Raw genomic sequence first — 20,096 nt, forward strand, 5'->3', positions numbered from 1 at the left:
GTCCGTTCAGATCGCCTTCAGCGTCTCGTCGTCCGGTTCATAACACTGGCCGCCCATCAGCGCCTCTTCGATGGCGGCTTCGACGTCCTCCTCGGCGGTTCCGGTGTCGGCGGCGACGGTCTCGACGAGCGTCGATCGATCGGCGCCGTCGCCGTCGTCGAGTTCCTCCATCGTCTCGACGACGTACGCCTGTAGGTCGACGTCGTCCGCGGGCTCGTCCTCGTCGGCCGCCCCCTCGGCCCCGGATTCCTCCGGAGCAGATTCCGACGCTGCGTCCTCGTCCGCCCCCGGTCCGGATTCGACTTCGGTCGCCGTTTCGCCGTCGGCGCTCTCCTCGGCTGGTTCGGCGTCGAGGGTCGACGCCGGCGGCTCGCCGAGGTCGTCCCCGGTGGCGTCGGTTTCGGGTTCGGCCTCGAGATCGCCTTCGGGTTCTCCGTCCGGCACGTCGATGTCGCTCTCCCCGGGGTCGTCGACCTCGGTTCCGGTAGCGAACTCGGCGCCGAACTCCTCCTCGAGCTGTTCGCGCTCGTCGTCGTCCATCTCGTACATGCCGCCGCCGTCGAAGTCGCCGAGGTCGTCGTCCGTCTCGTCCGACGCGTCGGCCGCGTCGGGCCGGTCGTCTTCGTCGAACTCGACGGTCTCCGCGGTCGCATCCGACGGGGAGTCCGCGGTCGCCGCGTCGGTGTCGGCGTCAGCCGTCGTTTCCGCGTCGGTGTCGCTCGTCCCTTCGGCGTCGACGTCGGTCGCTGCGTCACTCGTCTCGGACTCGATCGACGCATCGATCTCGTCGGTTCCCGTCTCCGTCTCCGCGTCGGTTTCGTCGGCGGCTTCGAACGAGGGGTCGTCGCCGGCGGTATCGGTCGGGACGTCGTCCGCTGCGGAAAACTCGTCGGCCGTGGCCGCGGACATCGATTCCGGCTCGCCCCCGCCGGCCGTCGCCGCGACGGGGTCGGGCTGTGAGTCGGACTCGACGGGTTCCGAATCGACGTCGACGTCGGCGAGCGCGGCCAGCGAGTCGAACGTCGTCTCGTCCTCCGGACTCGACTCGCCGGGCCGGAGCGCGAGGCCGCTCACTTGGTCGCGGTCGCCCGCCACGACCTCGACGGCCTCGAGCGCGCAGTCGCGCAGGGCGGCGAGGTACGCCGGCGTCGTTCCGTAATGGTCCTGTGCGAGCGGGATCCCGTCCGCGAGACCGGACTCGACGCCGTCCTCGGACAGCGCATCCGCGAGGGCGTCGCCGTCGGCGTCTCGCGGCTCCGCGCTCGTCTCCGCCGCAGCGGCGTAGGTGCCGATGCGGTCGAGCGTCTGCTCGGCCGCGGTGACGGCCCAGCGGTCGCGCGTCTCGGCGTCGACCGTCGCGATGGACTCCGGTCGGATCGAGGTGTAGACCCTGTCGGAATCGTCCGGCTGGAAGGTGCGCGCCTTCCCGGTTACGGCGACGAATTCCGGGGGTTCGATCGCCTCGAGGGTCGCCAGTTCGTCCGGTTGGTACTGGCCGGCGTAGACGACGAACGCGCCCGTCGGGTCGACGACGCGAGCGCGGACCATCTCGTCGTTGACCGACGTCACTTCCGTGAGGGTTCCGACGGCGAACAGGCGGTTGAGCCGGGCGCCGGTCGGCGTGATGACGTAGTTGGGCGCTCGCTCCTCGTCGCTTTCGGCGTACGAGAGGGAGGCGTCGTCGTACTCGGCTGCGAAGACGCGGTAGGCGATCTCGCGGCCCGGAATCTCCTCCTCGTCGGTGCCGTCGGCGCTCATGCGTCCACCTCCTCGAGGAAGGCCGACGCACGGGCGGCCGGATCGTCGTCGCTCTCCTCGAAGGTTTCGGCGTCGAGATTGGCGCCGTACTCGTCGACCGAGAGGTGACCGCGAACGCGGTACTCGCGGCCGACGATGTGCTCGCGGATCGTGTCCGCGACGACCTCCTGATCCATCGCCTCGCGGGCGGCCTCGAGCGCGTCCTCGAGGGTGCCGCCGTAGACCTTCTGAGTTAACTCGTCATCGAGCACGGCGGTGACCGTCCCGGTGCCGTCGTCGAGGATCGCCTTTACGCGAAGATCGTCGATCCCGTCGACGTCGCCGTGAGTCCGGCACTGGCCCTTCTGGACGACCCGGTAACACTCGGGACAGCGCTGGATCAGCCCGGAGCCGTCCCGGACCGCGATCACGTTGCCGACGAGTTCGACGTCGTAGACGCCGCCAGTTCGGACGGCTTCGCCGACGTCCATCGTCGTCGCGTCGGCGCCGACGTCGATCTCGCGCTCGAGTTCGGTGACCGTCGAGAACTCGGAGACGTTCACCTCGGGAACGCCCCGGAACTCCTGGACATAGGCGTTCTCGATGCGGACCGAACTGCCGTCTTCGATCTCGGGGGCCGGCTCCCAGTTCGTGAACGGGAGCCGGCCGCTCTCGTCGCCGAAGACGCCGCTCAGGATCTCGGTCTCGCCGTCGCGGCCGTCGATCGTCCGGCGCTCACAGTCGGCGACCGTGACCTCGACGGCGACGGCACGGTCGCCGGTCTGGAGGTCGGCGAGCTGCGATTCGCCGCCGATCTCGTGCGGTACCTCGGGCGACTCGTCCTGGAACGAGAGCGCGGTGCTCTCGCCGAGGTTGAGTTCGGGTTCGCCGTCCCACTCGCGGACGCCGGCGTTGCCCGCGGTGATCGTATCGCCGGGGGAGAGACCGAAGTCCTCCCAGGCGGTGTAATCGATCGTCCCGGTCTCGTCGGCGAGTCGTCCTTCGACGATGACGTGCTCGGAGCCCTGATACCGGATCGATCGTTTCCCCGCCGTGAGGACGACGCCGGTTACCGTGACGTTGCCGTCGTCGGGCGTGATGTCGGCGACGTTCTTCGCCGACGGCGTACCGCCGCCGCCGCTGCTCCCGTCGCCGTACTTCCGGCGGAGGCTCTGTTTGGCCTCGTCGACCGGGACGCTGTACTCCACCAGGTTCTGCAGGTCGGATTTGACCTCCTCTTTGTCGACACCGAGGTCGGAGGCGAGATCCTCGGCATGATCATCGAGTTCCATCATCGGGTTTTCGAGTGGCGGGTTCAAAAGCGTTCCCGCAACGTGGTGAAAGTGAAAACGATAGTGCTAGTGGTCGAAACGATGACGAGGCAGTACGTTCATCCCGTACCCGGTCGAACGGCGACTATGGAACGCGTCGGCGCAGCACTCGGTGGGTTGGCGTTCGTCGTGTTGATCTTCGGCGGTCTCGTGGCCGTGCGGATCCTCACACGAGCGCTGTACGCCGTGATCTGGTTCGCCGAAACCGTCGCGACGTTCGGCTTCGCACTCCTGGTGGGGTACGTCGTCTATCGAATCCTGCTCGGCTCGAGCGACGATCCGCGTCGGAGCCGGTGACGAACAATTATCAGACCGAGCATCCAACGTGAGCGCATGCACGTCGTCGTCAACGCCGCCATGAGTGCGGACGGGAAGCTCTCCTCGAGACGCCGCGAACAGATCGCGATCAGCGGCGACGAGGACTTCGCCCGCGTCGATCGGCTTCGGGCCAACAGCGACGCCGTCATCGTCGGTGTCGGAACCGTCCTCGCGGACGATCCGCACCTGACCGTCAAGGACGAGTCGCTGGTCGCGGAGCGCCGCGAGGCCGGCGAAGCCGACCACCCTGCACGCGTCGTCGTCGACTCGAAGGCGCGCACGCCGATCGACGCGGCGATCCTCGACGACGCGGCGGCGAGCTACGTCTGCGTGAGCGAGGTCGCCCCGATCGACAATCGGATGGATCTCGCCGGACGAGCTGAGTTGATCACGGCTGGCGACGACCGCGTCGATCTCCTGCGGGCGTTCGCAACGCTCCAGCAACAGGGTCTCGAGCGGATCATGGTCGAGGGCGGCGGCGAACTCATCTTCTCGCTGTTCGAGGCCGGTCTCGTCGACGAACTGCGGGTGTTCGTCGGTCCCAAGCTGATCGGCGGCCGAGACGCGCCGACGCTGGCCGACGGCGACGGGTTCGTCGCCGAGTTTCCGACGCTCGAGCTCGCCAACCTCGAGCGACTCGGCGACGGCGCGCTGCTGACGTGGCGAGCTGGAGGCCGGTAAGCACTCGCCGAGAGTGTCGTATGAGAGACGAATAGGCATCCGGTCGACCGAACAGCGCCGAGCGTGCCGTTACAGGACGTCGTGTCGTCTCGCTTTCTCGACGAGTCCCGCGCCGAGCGCGAATCCAGTCAGCAGGAACGCGCCGATGTAGAGGTGGACCGGACTGTCGAACGGGCCGGCCGCGGCCTCGAGGTAGATCAGCCAGAGCGTGTATACGGCAGCCCCGCCGGCGAGGAGGAACTGAAGTCGGACGCCCGCGAGCGCCGCAAAGGCCGCGCCGCAGGCGGCACAGATCCCGATTATTCCGAGAATCATCCCGAGTTCGCCGACCCGATCCGAGAGAATTCCCCAGAGCGGGTCGCCGGGAACGAACAGCAGGTAGGTGACGACGAAGACGAAGAGCCCGCCGATCAGCGTCTCTCTCACGTTCCGGTTCATGACAGTCCTTCTACTAGTCCTCGTATAAAATATCGGGTCGGTGAGCGAAGTCTCGTCGCGCGATCCAGTCGTCCCGTCACACCTTTCCTCGCGCAGCGCCTACGAGCGGGCATGGAACGAGCGACCTTCGGCGGCGGCTGTTTCTGGTGTGTCGAGGCGGCCTTCGAGGCACTCGAGGGCGTCGAATCGGTGACCTCCGGCTACGCGGGCGGCCACGCCGAGAATCCGACCTACGAGGCGGTCTGCGCCGGCGAGACCGGCCACACGGAGGTCGTCCAGCTCGAGTACGATCCCGACGCCGTGCGCTACGAGGACCTGCTCGAGGTCTTCTTTACGATTCACGATCCGACCCAGCTCAACCGGCAGGGACCGGACGTCGGCACGCAGTACCGCTCGGCGATCTACGCGCACGACGACGAGCAACTCGAGACGGCCGAAACGTTCGCCGAGGAACTCGAGAGCGAGGGTCTCTACGAGGGGATCGTCACCGAGATCGAGCCGCTCGAGACCTTCTACGAGGCCGAGGAGTACCACCAGAACTACTTCGAAAAGAACCCCAACGACGCCTACTGTACGATGCACGCGGCGCCCAAGGTCGAGAAGGTCAGGGAGAAGTTCACACCGGGGGCGAGCGTCGACGACTAAAATCGACTTCGACGACGGTCCGCCCACAACCGGTCTCGTCGCGCGGATCGATGTTACGTTCGGTACTGCTCGTATCCAGGGAGTGAAAGTTATCGGAGGTGAGTCGATAGCATCCGCGCCGTGCGCTCGTTACTCGCTGATCGTCAGCACGCCGTTTTTGACCGTGACGTCGTTCGCACCGGAGGGGAGTTCGAACTCGAACTGGCGATCGTTCGTGACGACGATCACCGTTTCGCCGACGATATCGATCGACATGTCGGCGGCGTCGGGGCCGAAGTCGACCATAATTGCGCTGGCACCGTCCTCTTCGATCTGGCGAACGACAGCGTCGTCGGTGTGGCCATCGCGGAGTTGTTTGGGGACTCTCATACGCAAGGTAGGTCGCCACCACGTGTAAGCACCACGCACGCAGCATCCGGCCGAACGTCAGATCTGGCAGTTTCGGGGTGAGAGACGGCCCAGATCGAGGAAAGAACCGCCGGTCGACGCCCCTCCACCTCCGGACTGCGCTCAGTAGAAAGCCCTCCATTAACCACCGATCCGGTACTCTATCGAGATGACCATGCCCGTAGGCGATCTCGGCCCGAAAGAAGTGGTAACAGCACGGCCAGACGACGACCTCGAGACCGTGACGAGGCTGTTCGCCGAGGAGAACGTCGGCGCAGTCGTCATCACCGAAGACGAGGAACCGGTCGGCGTCGTTACCGACCGCGACGCGGCGCTGGCGATCCACGGGAACGACGACGTCGGATCGGTCCCGGTCGAGGACGCGATGACCGCGGATCCCGCGACGATCCGGGCGGACGAGGAGGCGATCGAAATCTCTCGCGCGATCAAAGAGTACAACGTCCGTCGCTTCCCGGTCGTCGACGACGACGGCGCGCTGACGGGGATCGTCACGCTCGATGACCTCGTCGCGACGATCGGCGAGCAACTCGACAACGTCGCCGACACGGTCGAGACCCAGTCGCCGGACTACAGTCCGTAACGCTCCGGCGATTCGTTTCGAGTCGGTAGCAAGGGCCTCCGACGACGTTCAGTCGCCGGCGACTGTAGGCAGTTTCTGCGAATCGTTGCACTGGTGAAAACCATCCGTACGGGAACGTTTCGGCTCGGCGGCTCGCCGCTGTTTCCGGCTCAATCTGCCGGGATCACCACCTGGAACACGAGTCTCGTCGGTCGAGAACTGTCTCGAGAGGACGACTGTCCGTTGGTGAATCGCGTCCGTCCGCGACTGATCGATCCGTCAGTAGTGCGACGGTAAATCGTTTCCTGACGGGAATAAGCGTCTCTGAAACAATGGGTGGTGGAGACGTTCGTCGGCGTGAGACACTCCAGTGACGATACTCAACCGGGCAATTCGGAAGACGGTTTCGTCAGCATCAGAGGCACCCGGCGAGCGTGCGTCGACGACCGTTCGGCTCGCGGACGTGACCCACGAGTACGGAACCGGCGGCGGGTTTCGGTCCCGGCGCGAGCGGACGGTAACCGCGCTGCGCGACGTCTCGATCGAGGTCGACCCGGGCGAGATTGTCGGTCTCGAGGGACCGAGCGGCAGCGGCAAGTCGACGGTCCTGCACGCGGTCACCGGACTCCTAGTACCGACGGCGGGAACGGTCGAACTCCACGGGACCGACCTGACGGCGCTGTCCGACCGAGAGCGGACGCGGATCCGTCGTCGCCACGTCGGCATCGTCTTTCAGCGCTTTCACCTCCTCTCGTCGCTGTCGGCGCGGGCGAACGTCGCGCTCCCGCTCGTCCAGACCGGGGTCCCGAAGTCGACGCGCCGGGAACGGGCGACGGCGCTCCTCGAGGAAGTCGGACTCGGCGATCGGATCACCCACCTGCCGAGCGAGTTGAGCGGCGGCGAACAGCAGCGCGTCGCGATCGCGCGGGCGTTAGCGACCGACCCCGACGTGATCGTCGCCGACGAACCGACGGGTGAACTGGATACGGCGACCGGAGAAGCGGTCCTGGATCTCCTGACCGATATCGGCCGGGACAGGGCGATCCTGGTCGCCTCGCACGATGACGCCACGCTCTCCGTTGCCGATCGACTGATCACGCTGCGTGACGGGACGGTGGTCTCGGATGGCGGATGACCGCGAGCGGCGTCACACGCGCTGGCTCGGAATCGCCGGTCTCTCGGCGACGCGGCTCTGGAAGCGAACGGTGCAAACGAGATCGGGACGGCTCGTGGCGACGATCTCCGCCGTCGCGCTGACGATCGCACTCCTGTTGCTCGTCACCGGAATCGCGCTGGGACTCGCCGAGGGTGGGATCGCGACTCAGGACGATGCCGACGTTCGCATCACGCCGGAAGACGAGCGAACGCTGTCGGCCGTCGACGGCGTCGAGGAGCCGAACCTCGGCGCGACGAACGAACGAGCCGAGACGATCCGCTCGCAGGACGGCGTCGAACACGCTTCGCCCGTGCTCGCCGAACCGGTTCGGCTCGAGTCGGCCGACGGCGAGTCCGAGACCGTGCTGCTCGTCGGTATCGTCCCCGACGACGAGCCGCGGACCGTCGCGGGCCTGTCTACCTCCGGCCTCGAGCCGGAAGATCCCCACTACGCCGACGGCTCGTACGACGGGCCACGAGCGGGAGAGATCGTCCTCTCTCGAACGGCTGCCGAGCGACTCGACGCGACGGCGGACGACGATCTGACGCTCTCGAGCGCGCGAACTGACGGGGAGTCGCCGACGGTCTCGGTGACAGCCGTCGACGAGCCCGCAGGCGGTAACACCGAGACGCCGGTCGCGCTCGTCCACCTGAGCGAACTCCAGTCGACGTCCGGCGCGGCCGACGGCGAACTGGCCGATCGAATTCTGGTGTGGGGCGACGCCGATTCGGCGACGGCAGCCGCCACCGACGCGTATCCGGACGCTGCGGTCGAATCGACGGGCAACAGCGATCCGTCGTCGCTGTTCGACGACGGACTGGCGTTCGCGACGAGCGTCCTCGCGCTGATCGTGGGCGTGGCGATCTGTGCGTCGTTCGTCGCGACGACGATGGGGATGACGGTCAACGAGGATCGCGCAACCCTCGCGATCCTCGCGGCGATCGGCTTTCCGACCCACAGCCGGCTCGCGATCGTGGCGTTGTCGACGGCGCTGACGACGCTCTGCGGTGCACTCCTGGGAATCGTACTCGGCGTCGCGGGAATTTACGCCGTCAACGCCGTCGCCGGAGCGACCGTCGCCTCGGGGGCCGTCGCGGCGATGCACCCCCTGTTCGTCCCGTACGCGATCGGGGTCGCGCTCGTCTCGGGACTGGTCGCCGTCCCCTATCCGCTCGCGGTCGCCGCCCGGACGACGATCCTCGCGGAGGTGGAACGATGAGCGGTCGCGAGGCGTTCGCTCGAACCCGCGCCGTCCTCGGACTCGCGCTCGCGCAGTTGCGACGGTCCCCCGGACGCGTGACGCTGACGGTACTCGCGGTGGCGCTCGCGGTGCTGTCGGTAACGCTGCTCGCGAGCCTCGGCGTCGGCGTCGTCGACAAGGGCGAGGAGGGACTCGAGGCGGCCGACCGCGACATCTGGATCTCGAGCGAGCCGGTCGATCCGACCGCCAGCGGGACGCAGAATCCGATCGTCGGCACGCACGGGATCGTAGCCGAGATCGACGCGCGAGACGACGTTCGGAGCGCCACGCCGATCGCGGTTCACGACGTCTACATCGGCTCGGAGCCCGACGAGCTACGGCGCCACTCGGCGGTCGGCGTCGAATCGACCCACAGCGGCTACGACTTCGTGGAGGGCGACGGGTTCTCGATGGACGACGATCCGCACGCGCGACCGCCCGCCGACGAACCCCGGACTGCCGAGATCGTGCTCGATCCGCGGATCGCCGAGGAACTCGACGTCGAGGTCGGCGAGACGGTCTACGTCGGGACCAGCGCGGAGACGGCGTCGGCCGCCGAGTTCACCGTCGTCGGCACCTCCAGACACCACTCACAGTACATGGGCTCGCCCGCGGTGACCGTGCCGTTCGCGGACCTGCAGGCGATCGCCGGAACCTCGGGAACGGACCGATCGACGTTCCTTACCGCCGACGTCGCCGACGACGCCGACCGCGAGGCCGTCGCGGACGATCTCGCCGCGGCATACCCCGAGTACGACGTCAGAACGAGCGATCAGCAGGTCCGGGCCATGCTCGAGGAGCGTCCGCTCGTGCTCGCGAGCGGCGCGACGCTGGTCGGACTCGCCGTCCTCGGCGGGATCGTCCTGACGGTCAACCTCTTCGCGCTCGTCGCCTACCAGCAGCGGGAAGAACTCGCCGCACTCCGGGCGATCGGACTCTCGCGGTGGGTTCTCGCGGGAACGATCGGCGCACAGGGCCTCGTCATCGGGCTGCTCGGCGGACTGCTCGGCGTCGCCGCCACGCCCCTGATCACGCGCGGACTGAACTACCTCGCCGCCGACGTCATCGGCTTCGAACGGCTCCTTCGGACGCCGCTCGAGGTGTACGTCCTCGGCCTCGTTCTCGCGGTCTGCGTGGGGACGGTCGTCGCGGTCGCGACCGGCTGGCGAACCGGCCGATACGCCAGCGTCGAACATCTCGACGGCTGACGGGAGGCGCGGCTTCGGAGCTGCGAGGACGAGTCGGCAGAACGGTCAAAGATCCGTCTTCCAGAGCGCCAGCGAGTTGTCGTTCGAGCGGTCCACGTCGACGCGGAGGTCTCGAGCGTCGTCGAGCTCGATCGCGATCCGCTCGAAGTCGGTGACGTACCGGGACTTCTGCTCGCGACCCGGCCGGACGCCGGCCTCTTTGACCAGCCCCGAGTCGGTCAGCCGATCGAGTTTGCGGTAGGTCGTCGAGAGCGGGCGCTCGATCTCGTCGGCGATCTCCGGGACGGTCAGCGGTTCCTCGAGGACCGTGATGATCTCCCGACACGCGTCGTCGGTCAGTACGCCGATGACGTGCTCCCGCGCTTGGGCCTCGTCCGACGAGGAGAACTCGAGTGGCATACGGGTACCACCGGGTTAGGAACGGAGCCTAAAGACACGTTTGGTCGGATCGCCGGGAGGCGATGTGGCATCTACATGTAGGAGGCGAACGAGGGTCGCCGTATGAGCGACGACCAGTCGCCCGACTCCGTCGTCGAAAACACGCCGGGACAAGGGCGAACGCCCGAACCCGAACGCATCGAAGCCGCCGCACCCGAGGAGTTCGGCCTCGTGCAGGTCTGGTGGGGTGACGGCAAGGGGAAGACGACCGCCACGCTCGGCATGGGAATGCGAGCGGCGGGACACGGCTACCGCGTCCACATGCTCCAGTTCATGAAGGGCGGCGCCTCGAGCGTCGACGCCGTTCGCGGCGAGTACAACGCCATCGCCGCTCTCCCAGGAATGAGCTACGAGAACCTCGGCCACTACGGCTGGCACGGGATGGCCGACGGGAGCGAGGAGGCGGACCACGAGGCCCAGGCGCGGGCCGGCCTCGAGCGCGCACACGAACTGCTCGAGGCGGCCGCGGACGCCGATCTCTCGGCGCCGATCGACCTCAACGCCGACCCCGAAGCGGGCGTGCACATGCTCGTCCTCGACGAGGTGCTGTACGCCGCGGACCGGGGACTGCTCGTGGAGGACGACGTCCACGACCTGATCGACGCCAAACCCGACGGCCTCGAACTGGTGCTCTCCGGGAGCCACGAGGAGCCGACCTACCTCGAGGACCGCGCGGACCTGATCACCAACGTTCGGAAGGTGAAACACCCGATCGAGGACGGCCAGCGCGCGCGTCGCGGAACCGAGTTCTGAGCGGCCGAGATCCGGTCGCGCCCGCCGCAGGTTGGTTCCACGGCTGTCGGCACAGTTATTATCGTTTGTTGTGAAAGTCTCTCCATCAGATGGGTGTCATTCAGGTAGACGGACTCGCGAAGTCCTACGGCGCCGTCCGCGCGGTCGACGGCATGGAATTTCGCGTCGAACGCGGCGAACTGTTCGGCTTTCTCGGTCCGAACGGTGCCGGCAAGACGACGACGATCCGGGCGCTGACCGGGCAGATCGAACCCGACGAGGGTACCGTCCGCGTCCTCGAGACGGATCCGGTCGCGGAGCCGATCGAGACGCGACGCCGGGTCGGCATTCTACCCGAACAGGAGTCGCCGCCGAGCTTTCTCACGCCGCGAGAGTTCCTTGCATTCGTCGGCCGGATTCGCGACCTCGAGCCGGCGACCGTCGAGGAGCGGACCGCGATCTGGGCGGATCGACTCGGGTTCGAGAGCAAGCTCGAGACGCTGCACACGGATCTCTCCCGAGGGCAACAACAGAAGGTGATGTTCGCACAGGCGTTCCTCCACGACCCCGACGTCGTCTTCATCGACGAGCCGCTGGCGAACCTCGATCCGCTCGTCCAGGAGCAGGTCAAGCGGTTTCTCGTCTCCTACACCGCGGACGGCAACGCGGTGTTCGTCTCGACGCACAACATCGACGTCGCCGAGGAGATCTGTACCCGGGTCGGAATCGTCGCCGACGGTCGGCTCGTGACCGAACGATCGATCGAGTCGACCGACGAGTCCCTGCTCGAGGTGTTTCTCGAGCACGTCGAGGACGAGGCCGTTCGCGATACCCCGGCGACGGCTCGGGTCGAACGATGACGACGAGTCGTACTCGTCTCGGCTGGACGCTCTTCCTCGCGCTCGCCCGCGAGGAGTGGCGGCTCCACACCCGGCTGTTCGGCGGCTGGCGGTTCGTCTGCTTTCCGTTCCTGATCGCGGGGCTCGCCCTGGGCGCCTCGGTCGCGCTCGTCGAGACGGGCACCGCGGACCGAACGATCGTCGACGGCCTCCACGTCCTCGCGTTCGGGTTCGGCCTCTACTGCGGCACGGCCGGCTTCGCGGGGTCGGACATGCTCGAGAACGTCTTCGGTCGACTCTCGCTCCTGCTCTCGACGGCGACCGCGCTGCCGCTGTCGCGGCGGCGGCTGCTCGGCGTCTTCCTCCTGAAGGACGCGCTGTTCTACGGCGTCGTCTTCGTGCTGCCGATGGCGATCGCCGTCGTCCCGCTGGTCGGTCTCTCGGCGAGCGTCCCCGCCGCCGTCGGCGCGCTCTGGCTCTCGCTCTCGTTGACCTTTGCCGCCGGGATGGTCCTGACCGTCGCGATGATCGCCGCCCGGACCCGCGGCATTCCGACGTGGGGAATCGCTCTCGCTGGCGGAATCGCGGTCGTCGGTGCGTGGACGACGGGACACTCCGCGAGCGCTCGAGAGGCGCTGGTCCCGCTCCGCGGCTCGCGGCTCGGCGCCGTCGGCCTCGCACTCGCGACCGCTTTCGTCGGCATCGCCTCGCTCGTCGCGTACGATCCCGCCTACAGCCGTCCTTCGCGGACCGCGAGCGATCGCTTCGCGCGGGTCAGCGACGCCCTGCCGGTCGGCCAGGACGCCCTCGTCGCGAAGGCGGTGCTCGACCTGGCGCGCTCCTCGGGCGGCGTCTGGAAGCCGTTCGTCTCGGTGAGCATTCTGTTCGCGCTCGTGGCCGCGCTGGTCGGCGTCGTTCGAGAGATTACCGGAATCGAACCGGCACCGGGAATCTTTTTCGGCGGCGTCCTCGGACTGTCGGCGTTTACGACGTACAACTGGCTCACCCAGTTCGACTCGCTCGAGGCCTACCTCGCCTACCCCGTCTCGATCGCGGCCGTCTTCCGGGCGAAGCGAACCGCGTTCGTCGCCGTCGGCGCGCCGACCGCCGCGGTGCCCTACCTCATTGCGGTCGTCTGGCTCGAGGCGACGCTTCTCGACGCCGTCGCCGGCGCGGTGGTCCTCGCGGGCTACGCGCTGTACTACTACGGCCTCACCGTCTACGTCGCCGGCTTCGATCCCAACGAGTTCCTCTTCGACGCCGTCCGCTTCGCGCTGTTCACCGTCGGCGTCGCCGTCGCGCTCGTGCCGACGCTGGTCGCCGGCTTCGTCGTCGTTCCGCCCTCCCCGTCCATCGCAGCCCTGCTCGTCTGTACCGGGATCGGATTCGGAGTCGTGGGGTACGCCCTCTCGAGCCGAGCGGGGCCGCGCTGGGAGGAGCGCTATCGGGTCGGATTGCAGTGATCCGATCCAGGCCGGTGACCGGGCTCGAAACGGGTCTGAAAGAGTGTCTGCCGTTCGCTCATCGGCGCCGGTTTGCCGACTCTTCGAGCATTCTGTGCCGACCGGGGATCCTCCGCGTCTCGCAGTAGACCTCGCCGTCAGCATAGTCGACGTCGGCTGGACGAACGGCTACGGACCGTCCGCGGGGGTATTCTGGACGTCACCGCCGTCCTCGAGGGTCGTGACCAGGCCGTCGGCGTCGACCTCGAGCGGCGATCCGTCCTCGAGGCAGGGGCAGAGGAGAACGGAGACGAGTAACAGCAGTTGGCTATCCAGATTTGCTCCGAGAGCTATCGACACCGTCGGTTACTGGGGCACCCCTCGATGCCGTTCGTCTGTGCTTTCGATCAGCTTGTGTTTCAGTTTTGTCATACCCGTAGTCGTCTTCGTTATCGTGCGCCGCGACCGACGAGCAGCGTTCGCTCGAGAACCACGACCATCATGGCTTTTATCTCCGTCAACACCAACCGAGTTGGCATGAGTAAACGAGCGGATGTCACAGAAACAGCGTTTTGGGCGGACGACGCTGACGACACTGTAGCGATCCAACGCTACCGGACGCTCGTCAATACGGTCGACGACGGAATCTACCAGCTCGATGCCGCCGGTCGATTCGTTGCCGTCAATAACGTTATCGTCGAGATGAGCGGCTACGCGCGGGACGAACTCCTCGGCGAACACGCCTCGATCCTGCTCGAGGACGACGATATCGAACGAATCACGCGCAAAATCACCGAGAGTCTCACGAACGACGATACTCTAGACGAGACGTTCGAACTCACAGCACGAACTGCTGACGGAAACGAACTCTACTGCGAGCTGCGTCTGAATCTACTCGTCGACGACGGAACGTTTCAGGGGTCGGTCGGTGTCGTTCGTGACGTCACCGACAGGAAACGAGCGAAGGAAACGCTCGACGAACGCGAACGGCAACTCGAGCGCGAACGCGACCTGATCGATCAGATTCTCGAGACTAGCCCCGTCGGCATCCGGGTGCTCGACGACGACGGGGAGATCACCCGAATGAACGAACGTCTCAAGGAGATACTCGAGATTTCCGAGACGGAAGCGGAGACGTACGATCCGTCGGATCGGATGGTCTACGACGAAGACGGTCGCGAGGTTACGGTCGACGAACATCCGTTCGCCCGGACGCTCGAGACGGGCGAACCAGTATACGACGTCGTCTACCGGATCGAACTCCCGAGCGGCGATACGCGCTGGCTGTCGATCAACACTGCCCCTCTTCTGAGCGACGAGGGGGAGGTCGACCGCGTCGTCTCGACCGCGGAGGACGTGACCGACCTCAAGGAGCGCGAGGCCGAACTCTCGACGGAACTGAACGAGGTTTTCGGCCGCATCTCCGACGCCTTCTACGCGCTCGACGAGGAGTTCCGGTTCACCCACGTCAACGAACAGGCCGAGGAACTCCTGCAGCACGCCGAGGAGGAGTTGCTCGGCAAGAGCCTCTGGGACGTCTTCCCCTCCGCCGCGGAGATCGACGACGTCTGGGACGCCTTCCACACGGCACACGAAACACAGGAGGCGACCAGCTACGAACTCTACTACGACACGCTCGGGTTCTGGGTCGAGGCGAATATCTACCCCTCCGAAACCGGCGTTTCGGTCTACTTCCGGGACGTCACCGACCGCAGGGAGCGCGAGCGGGCCCTCGAGGAGTCCGAGCGCCGGTACCGCGCGCTCGCGGAGTACTTCCCGAACGGACTCGTGACGCTGTTCGATCACGACCTCGAGTACACGCTGGCAGCCGGGCAGGGGTTCGATCGGATTCCCGTCGACCCCGACGACCTCGAGGGTCGCCAGCTCCACGACGTCTGGCCGGACGAGACCGCTGTAGACTTAGAGCCAGCGTTTCAGGCGGCACTCGAGGGCGAGGAAACGTCGATCGAACTCGAGTACGCGGACCGGGTGTGGGTGATTCACGCGGTACCGCTCACCGACGAACGGGGCGAGGTCTTCGCCGGGATGACGATGGCCCAGGATATCACCGAGCAGAAAGAACACGAGCGCTACCTCGAGGACGCGAAATCGCAACTCGAGGCGGCGACCGAAGCTGGTGCGGTCGGCACCTGGGAATGGCGGATCCCCGAAGACCAGTTTGTCACTGGCGCGTCGTTCGCCAGAACGTTCGGCATTGATCCGGAGAACGCCCGAGACGGTGTTCCGCTCGAGCGGTTGTTGTCGTCGATCCACGAGGACGATCGGAAACGCGTCGCCGCACAGATCGAGGAGGCAGTCGAAACCCGTAGCGAATACGAGGCGGAGTACCGCGTCTGGAACGCCGACGACGAACTCCGATGGGTCGTTGCCCGCGGTCACGTCGAGTGCGACGAGGAAGGCAACGCTGAGAGGTTCCCCGGCGCACTCACCGATATCACGGAACGAAAGAGAGCCGAACTCGAACTTCAGCGAAACAAAGAGCAGCTGCAGTCGCTGTTCGATATTCTTCCCGTTGGCGTCGTCGTCGCTGACGAGAACGGCGGCCACGTCGAGGCGAACACTGCCGCCAAAGAGATCTGGGGCGGAGATGTGTTCGACGCAGATTCCATCGACGACTACAGCAAGTTCCCGGCCGCGTGGGCCGACACTGGAGAGCCTGTCCAGCGCGACGAGTGGACGACCGCTCGGGTACTACGGGGCGAAGAGGTAACCGATCCGAATATCTTCGAGATCGAGGCCGAGAACGGCGAGAAGCGCGTCATCAGCGTACGAGGGATGCCGGTCAGAGACGAGCGAGGGGCGGTAACTCGCGGAGTAATCACGCTGTCCGACATCACCGAACGTCGTGAGTACCAGCGAAAACTCGAGGAGACCATCGAACGACTCGAGGTCTCCAACGAACGCCTCGAACACTTCGCGTACGCTGCCTCACACGACCTGCAGGAACCGTTGCGGATGGTCTCGAGTTATCTCCAGTTGATCGAGAACAGATACGGCGACGCGCTCGACGAGGACGGCGAGGAGTTCCTCGAGTTCGCCATCGATGGCGCGGATCGGATGCGTAACATGATCGACGGCCTGCTCGAGTACTCCCGCATCGAAACGCAGGGCGATCCGTTCGAGCTGACCGATCTCGGGGCCGTCGTCGACGACGTCCTCGCGGATATCCAGCTTCAGATCGAGGAAAGTAATGCTAACGTCTCTGTCGACGAACTCCCTCGCGTGAACGGCGACCCCAACCAGTTACGACAGCTGTTCCAGAACCTCCTGTCGAACGCGATCGAGTACAGTGGTGACGAGCCGCCGACGATCCGCGTCGACTCCGAGCGACGGGGCGGGAAGTGGACAGTCTCGGTCCACGACGAGGGGATCGGTATCGAGTCTGATGCCCAGGAACGCGTCTTCGAGGTCTTCCAGCGACTCCACAGCCGCGAGGAGCACGAAGGGACCGGTATCGGACTGGCGCTCTGTCAACGGATCGTCGAGCGCCACGGCGGCGAGATCTGGATCGAGTCAGAACCGGGCGAAGGAGCGACGTTCTCGTTTACGCTGCCAGCGGTAACGGATCGAGAGAACTGATTTCGTCCGAACGGGTATCGCCTCCTACCCCGGAACTCGCGACTCCTTCGTCGACTCTATCGCGGTCGTTCGCGACCGTAGTGAGCAATTGGTTCAGTCGGGTCGTCCTGAGCACCGCCCAGGCGTCGTGCTGCACAGCTGCTCCCCGTTCAGCACGCTGTTCTCGACGGGAGTGCGTATCTCCCGACGTAACCGGCAAGTGCGCTCGAGGGAATCGTATCGATAAGTGCCCACAGGACGATTCGGCTCGCTCACCTGGAAGGGATGATGGCAGACGATAAAAAGGGCCGAAACGAGCAAGCGGACGACGAAGAGCGGCGCCAGCGAGAGCGAGAACTCGAGGAAACGCGCGATCGGGGTGACGAACTCGAACCGGTACGCGACGAAACTGGCGAAGGACTCGGTAGCTTCGACGAAGCGCTCGAAAACCGAGAGTATCCGACGACGACGGACGAATTGATCGAGGCCTACGGCGATCGTGAGGTCGAAACACGGGAGGGGCGACGATCCATCGACGAGGTGTTCGCCCCGGTCGATACCGAACAGTACGACTCCGCCGACGACGTTCGAAATCGGATATGGGAACCGTTACGTCGCGAATGAGTGCGTCCAGATCAATCGACACTGTATCCGTATTTCGCTGTCCCTCGCCCCGGTACGCACGTTACCTGTACGTACCAGCGTTTCACGAACGGTGGAGTAACGAGACTGCACTCTCAACGACTGTGAAGTGAAGTTCGCGGATCGAACCGACAGGACGATAGCCCGCGCCGAGCGAGTGGCGCGTGAATGAGCCGGACCCTTCTCGTCGCCGGGACCGCGAGCCACGTCGGCAAGTCGACCGTCGTCGCGGGGCTCTGCCGTCACCTGTCTGATCGCGGCGTCTCGGTCGCGCCGTTCAAGGCCCAGAACATGAGCAACAACGCTCGCGTCGTCGTTCGTGCGGACGCAGGTAACGGGAGCCGAGGCCGCGAAACCGACACGGCGGACGATGGCCCGAACGGGGCGAACGATCGGTGGGGCGAGATCGGTGTCTCCCAGTTCGCTCAGGCTCGAGCCGCCCGCGTGACACCGACGACCGACTACAACCCGGTCCTCCTGAAACCGCGCGGCGAGGGAGAGAGCCAGCTCGTGATCCAGGGCCGAGCCCGCGAGCACGTCCCCGCCGGCAGCTACTACGAGGAGTACTGGGAGGAGGCGCGCCGCGCCGCCGAATCGTCCTACCGCCGGCTGGCCGCCGACCACGAGGTGATCGTCGCCGAGGGCGCGGGCAGCATCGCCGAGATCAACCTCCACGACCGCGACCTCGCGAACCTCGAGACGGCCCGCTTCGCCGACGCCGATATTCTCCTGCTGGTCGATATCGAACGCGGCGGGGCGTTCGCGAGCCTCTACGGAACGATCGAACTGCTTCCCGACGACGTTCGCGAGCGGATCGTCGGCGCGGTCGTCACAAAGTTCCGCGGCGACCCGTCGCTGCTCGAGCCCGGCATCGACGAGATCGAGTCCCGGACGGGCGTCCCGGTACTGGGCGTCCTCCCGTACGACGACCCCGGTCTCCCCGAGGAGGACAGCGTCGGACTCCCGGGGCCAAAAGAGCGCGGCGTGATCGGCGATGACGACGGCGTTCCCGACGAGCGCCGCCTGACGATCGCGGTCCCGCGGCTGCCGCGTATCTCGAACGCGACCGATCTGGAGGCACTCGCCGCCGAACCGGGAGTCGCGGTCGAGTACGTCCCGCTCGAGGGAAGCGACCGCGACGACCCGCTCGCGAACGCGGACGCGGTCGTCCTCCCGGGCACGAAGAACACGGTCGACGATCTGTGCGCGCTCCGCGAGGCACCGGTCGGAACGGCCCTCGAGACGTTTTCGGGCCCCGTAGTCGGCGTCTGCGGCGGCTATCAACTGCTCGGCGAGCGGATCACCAACGCCTCGCTCGAGGGAACCGGCGACGATGACGTCCTCGAGGGACTCGATCTCCTTCCCGTCGAGACGCGCTTCGAACCGGACAAGCGCCTCGAGCGAGCCGCCGTTCCGGTCGACGGAACAGCGTCGCCCCTGCTCGCGGCGGCCGACGGCGCCACTGTCAGCGGCTACGAGATTCACGCCGGCCGGACACGGGCGCTCGAGTCGGTCGGCCGACCGCTCGGCGAGGCGAGTGCAGCCCGCGGGCAGGTGCTCGGAACGTACCTCCACGGGCTGTTCGACAACAAGGCCGTCCGGACGGCGTTTCTCGAGCACGTCGCGGCGTCGGCGGGGCGCGACCGAGTCGTCTCCGACGACGGGGCCGAATCCGGCGCGCTCGCGGACGCGAAGCCGCCGTCGGACCGCGCCGCGCGGCTGGTTCGCGAGAACGTCTCGCTCGATGTGCTCGGCGAACCGTTCCGATGACAGACTGAAGAGAGCGCCGCGGACGGTCGCCCGGTGTTATACGCTGCTGTCGCGGTAGGTACCTAGCAACTCCTCGAGGATGATACACTCCTGGTCCGTCGGATCGTAGTGGGTGTCGATGAACCGTTCGGCGGCCTCGTAGTTGCCCCGAAGCCCCTGTTTGCGGACGGTAATTACTGCGTCGAGGAAGAACGTTCCACCGTCGGTACCCAGCGCCTGCGCGTGGGCCTCCTCGGGGATGTCGAGTTCGGACTTGATCTCGTCGAAGTTGAAGGTCTTCACGTCGTGATCCGAGTCGACGAGCGTGAGGACGTACTCCGCGGAGAACCTGTAGAACTCGGATTTGCTCTCGAACATACCGTCGTCGACGAGTGTATCGATCTTTTCGACGACCTCGTCCGGGTACCTGACGGTATCTTTCGCCATACCGAAACCCTTCATACTGCTGAATCATTACTGTTTCGGGAACAGGGGCGGTCGGTCGCGCGGAACGAGCGGTAGTGCCTAACTGTGAAGACGCGCCCCCCGACCGGTGTCGCAACTACCTACAAATTTATTATTTATTATCCGTAAGCGGAAGACGCAATGGCAGACGAAAACGAACTCCGCAATCAGATGATCGAAGCGTTCGAGGACGCCGATTATCCGATCTCGAGTCCGATGGACCTCGTTCCGGCACTGCCGAACGGCCCCGGAACGAAATTCGAGTCGGGTGACTTCTCCATGACGGCCATGGAACTCAACACCAAAACGTCCGGCGGGGACTTTCCCTACGATGACCCCGAGACGTTCGTCGACGACATCATCGAAGATCTAAAAGAACAGGGCGAAATATAACGTTCTACAGGGGGTAATCGGCCGGCCACCCCCTCGAAGACCCCGTACTCGAGCGACGCGTATCGCGACTCGAGCGACTCCCGTCGGAACCCGATA

21 protein-coding genes are annotated in these 20,096 nt (G+C 65.9%); 14 read left to right on the plus strand and 7 right to left on the minus strand.

The annotated features are described in order from the left end of the window. Nucleotides 1-6 precede the first annotated feature (6 nt). Both NED97_RS10670 and NED97_RS10675 read right to left on the minus strand, forming a co-directional pair. Nucleotides 7-1,758: a hypothetical protein gene (locus NED97_RS10670; RefSeq protein ID WP_252487028.1), complete on the minus strand. Its 1,752-nt coding sequence runs from the start codon at nucleotides 1,756-1,758 to the stop codon at nucleotides 7-9. Beyond that, nucleotides 1,755-3,029: a Single-stranded DNA binding protein gene (locus NED97_RS10675; protein ID WP_252487029.1), complete on the minus strand. Its 1,275-nt coding sequence runs from the start codon at nucleotides 3,027-3,029 to the stop codon at nucleotides 1,755-1,757. Before NED97_RS10675 ends, NED97_RS10670 begins: the two co-directional genes overlap by 4 nt. Nucleotides 3,030-3,155: 126 nt before the next feature. Here NED97_RS10675 and NED97_RS10680 point away from each other — a divergent pair, with 126 nt between their 5' ends. Next, complete coding sequence (locus tag NED97_RS10680) at nucleotides 3,156-3,365, plus strand: hypothetical protein (RefSeq protein WP_252487030.1); 210 nt, start codon at nucleotides 3,156-3,158, stop codon at nucleotides 3,363-3,365. A 36-nt stretch (nucleotides 3,366-3,401) separates the two neighbouring features. Further along, a complete protein-coding gene (locus tag NED97_RS10685) occupies nucleotides 3,402-4,067 on the plus strand; it encodes a 2,5-diamino-6-(ribosylamino)-4(3H)-pyrimidinone 5'-phosphate reductase (RefSeq protein WP_252487031.1) in 666 nt (221 codons plus the stop codon). 69 nt (nucleotides 4,068-4,136) lie between these two features. Here NED97_RS10685 and NED97_RS10690 read toward each other — a convergent pair whose 3' ends face one another. Then, nucleotides 4,137-4,505, minus strand: a complete 369-nt coding sequence (locus tag NED97_RS10690; protein ID WP_252487032.1) for an MFS transporter — start codon at nucleotides 4,503-4,505, stop codon at nucleotides 4,137-4,139. Nucleotides 4,506-4,616: 111 nt separating this feature from the next. On the opposite strand from NED97_RS10690, the gene msrA reads away from it, so the two are divergent. Beyond that, nucleotides 4,617-5,150: a peptide-methionine (S)-S-oxide reductase MsrA gene (gene msrA, locus NED97_RS10695; RefSeq protein WP_252487033.1), complete on the plus strand. Its 534-nt coding sequence runs from the start codon at nucleotides 4,617-4,619 to the stop codon at nucleotides 5,148-5,150. Between the two features lie 129 nt (nucleotides 5,151-5,279). Here msrA and NED97_RS10700 read toward each other — a convergent pair whose 3' ends face one another. Then, the gene (locus NED97_RS10700; RefSeq protein ID WP_252487034.1) at nucleotides 5,280-5,519 is read right to left on the minus strand and encodes a DUF7127 family protein; all 240 of its coding nucleotides are present in this window, start codon (nucleotides 5,517-5,519) and stop codon (nucleotides 5,280-5,282) included. Nucleotides 5,520-5,712: 193 nt separating this feature from the next. Between NED97_RS10700 and NED97_RS10705 the strand changes: the two genes are divergently transcribed. From NED97_RS10705 to NED97_RS10720, 4 genes are all read left to right on the plus strand, one after another. Further along, nucleotides 5,713-6,138 carry a CBS domain-containing protein gene (locus NED97_RS10705; protein WP_252490612.1) on the plus strand — a complete coding sequence of 142 codons (426 nt, stop codon included), beginning with the start codon at nucleotides 5,713-5,715 and terminating at the stop codon, nucleotides 6,136-6,138. 349 nt (nucleotides 6,139-6,487) lie between these two features. Next, nucleotides 6,488-7,252, plus strand: a complete 765-nt coding sequence (locus tag NED97_RS10710; RefSeq protein WP_382206624.1) for an ABC transporter ATP-binding protein — start codon at nucleotides 6,488-6,490, stop codon at nucleotides 7,250-7,252. Beyond that, entirely contained in the window at nucleotides 7,242-8,492 is a 1,251-nt protein-coding gene (locus NED97_RS10715) for an ABC transporter permease (RefSeq protein WP_252487035.1), read from the plus strand. Before NED97_RS10710 ends, NED97_RS10715 begins: the two co-directional genes overlap by 11 nt. Beyond that, nucleotides 8,489-9,721 (plus strand): ABC transporter permease, encoded by a 1,233-nt coding sequence (locus NED97_RS10720; RefSeq protein WP_252487036.1) that lies wholly within the window; start codon nucleotides 8,489-8,491, stop codon nucleotides 9,719-9,721. Before NED97_RS10715 ends, NED97_RS10720 begins: the two co-directional genes overlap by 4 nt. A 45-nt stretch (nucleotides 9,722-9,766) precedes the next feature. On the opposite strand, the gene NED97_RS10725 is transcribed toward NED97_RS10720, so the two are convergent. Further along, entirely contained in the window at nucleotides 9,767-10,120 is a 354-nt protein-coding gene (locus NED97_RS10725) for a winged helix-turn-helix domain-containing protein (RefSeq protein ID WP_252487037.1), read from the minus strand. A gap of 102 nt (nucleotides 10,121-10,222) precedes the next feature. On the opposite strand from NED97_RS10725, the gene NED97_RS10730 reads away from it, so the two are divergent. From NED97_RS10730 to NED97_RS10740, 3 genes are all read left to right on the plus strand, one after another. Further along, nucleotides 10,223-10,912, plus strand: a complete 690-nt coding sequence (locus tag NED97_RS10730; protein WP_252487038.1) for a cob(I)yrinic acid a,c-diamide adenosyltransferase — start codon at nucleotides 10,223-10,225, stop codon at nucleotides 10,910-10,912. Between the two features lie 89 nt (nucleotides 10,913-11,001). Then, nucleotides 11,002-11,751 carry an ABC transporter ATP-binding protein gene (locus tag NED97_RS10735; RefSeq protein WP_252487039.1) on the plus strand — a complete coding sequence of 250 codons (750 nt, stop codon included), beginning with the start codon at nucleotides 11,002-11,004 and terminating at the stop codon, nucleotides 11,749-11,751. After that, a complete protein-coding gene (locus NED97_RS10740) occupies nucleotides 11,748-13,193 on the plus strand; it encodes a hypothetical protein (protein ID WP_252487040.1) in 1,446 nt (481 codons plus the stop codon). Before NED97_RS10735 ends, NED97_RS10740 begins: the two co-directional genes overlap by 4 nt. A 168-nt stretch (nucleotides 13,194-13,361) precedes the next feature. Here NED97_RS10740 and NED97_RS10745 read toward each other — a convergent pair whose 3' ends face one another. Then, a complete protein-coding gene (locus NED97_RS10745) occupies nucleotides 13,362-13,532 on the minus strand; it encodes a hypothetical protein (protein ID WP_252487041.1) in 171 nt (56 codons plus the stop codon). Between the two features lie 177 nt (nucleotides 13,533-13,709). Between NED97_RS10745 and NED97_RS10750 the strand changes: the two genes are divergently transcribed. From NED97_RS10750 to NED97_RS10760, 3 genes are all read left to right on the plus strand, one after another. Then, nucleotides 13,710-16,772 carry a PAS domain S-box protein gene (locus NED97_RS10750; protein ID WP_252487042.1) on the plus strand — a complete coding sequence of 1,021 codons (3,063 nt, stop codon included), beginning with the start codon at nucleotides 13,710-13,712 and terminating at the stop codon, nucleotides 16,770-16,772. Nucleotides 16,773-17,039: 267 nt separating this feature from the next. Further along, nucleotides 17,040-17,375, plus strand: a complete 336-nt coding sequence (locus NED97_RS10755) for a DUF5789 family protein (RefSeq protein ID WP_252487043.1) — start codon at nucleotides 17,040-17,042, stop codon at nucleotides 17,373-17,375. Between the two features lie 186 nt (nucleotides 17,376-17,561). Further along, on the plus strand, nucleotides 17,562-19,163 hold the full coding sequence (locus NED97_RS10760; protein ID WP_252487044.1) for a cobyric acid synthase: 1,602 nt from the start codon (nucleotides 17,562-17,564) through the stop codon (nucleotides 19,161-19,163). A 36-nt stretch (nucleotides 19,164-19,199) separates the two neighbouring features. Here NED97_RS10760 and NED97_RS10765 read toward each other — a convergent pair whose 3' ends face one another. After that, a complete protein-coding gene (locus tag NED97_RS10765; RefSeq protein ID WP_252487045.1) occupies nucleotides 19,200-19,589 on the minus strand; it encodes a CopG family transcriptional regulator in 390 nt (129 codons plus the stop codon). A 159-nt stretch (nucleotides 19,590-19,748) separates the two neighbouring features. Here NED97_RS10765 and NED97_RS10770 point away from each other — a divergent pair, with 159 nt between their 5' ends. Next, on the plus strand, nucleotides 19,749-20,000 hold the full coding sequence (locus tag NED97_RS10770; RefSeq protein ID WP_252487046.1) for an MTH865 family protein: 252 nt from the start codon (nucleotides 19,749-19,751) through the stop codon (nucleotides 19,998-20,000). Nucleotides 20,001-20,096 lie beyond the last annotated feature (96 nt).

This window comes from Natronococcus sp. CG52 (assembly GCF_023913515.1).
GTDB classification, from domain to species: Archaea; Halobacteriota; Halobacteria; order Halobacteriales; family Natrialbaceae; genus Natronococcus; species Natronococcus zhouii.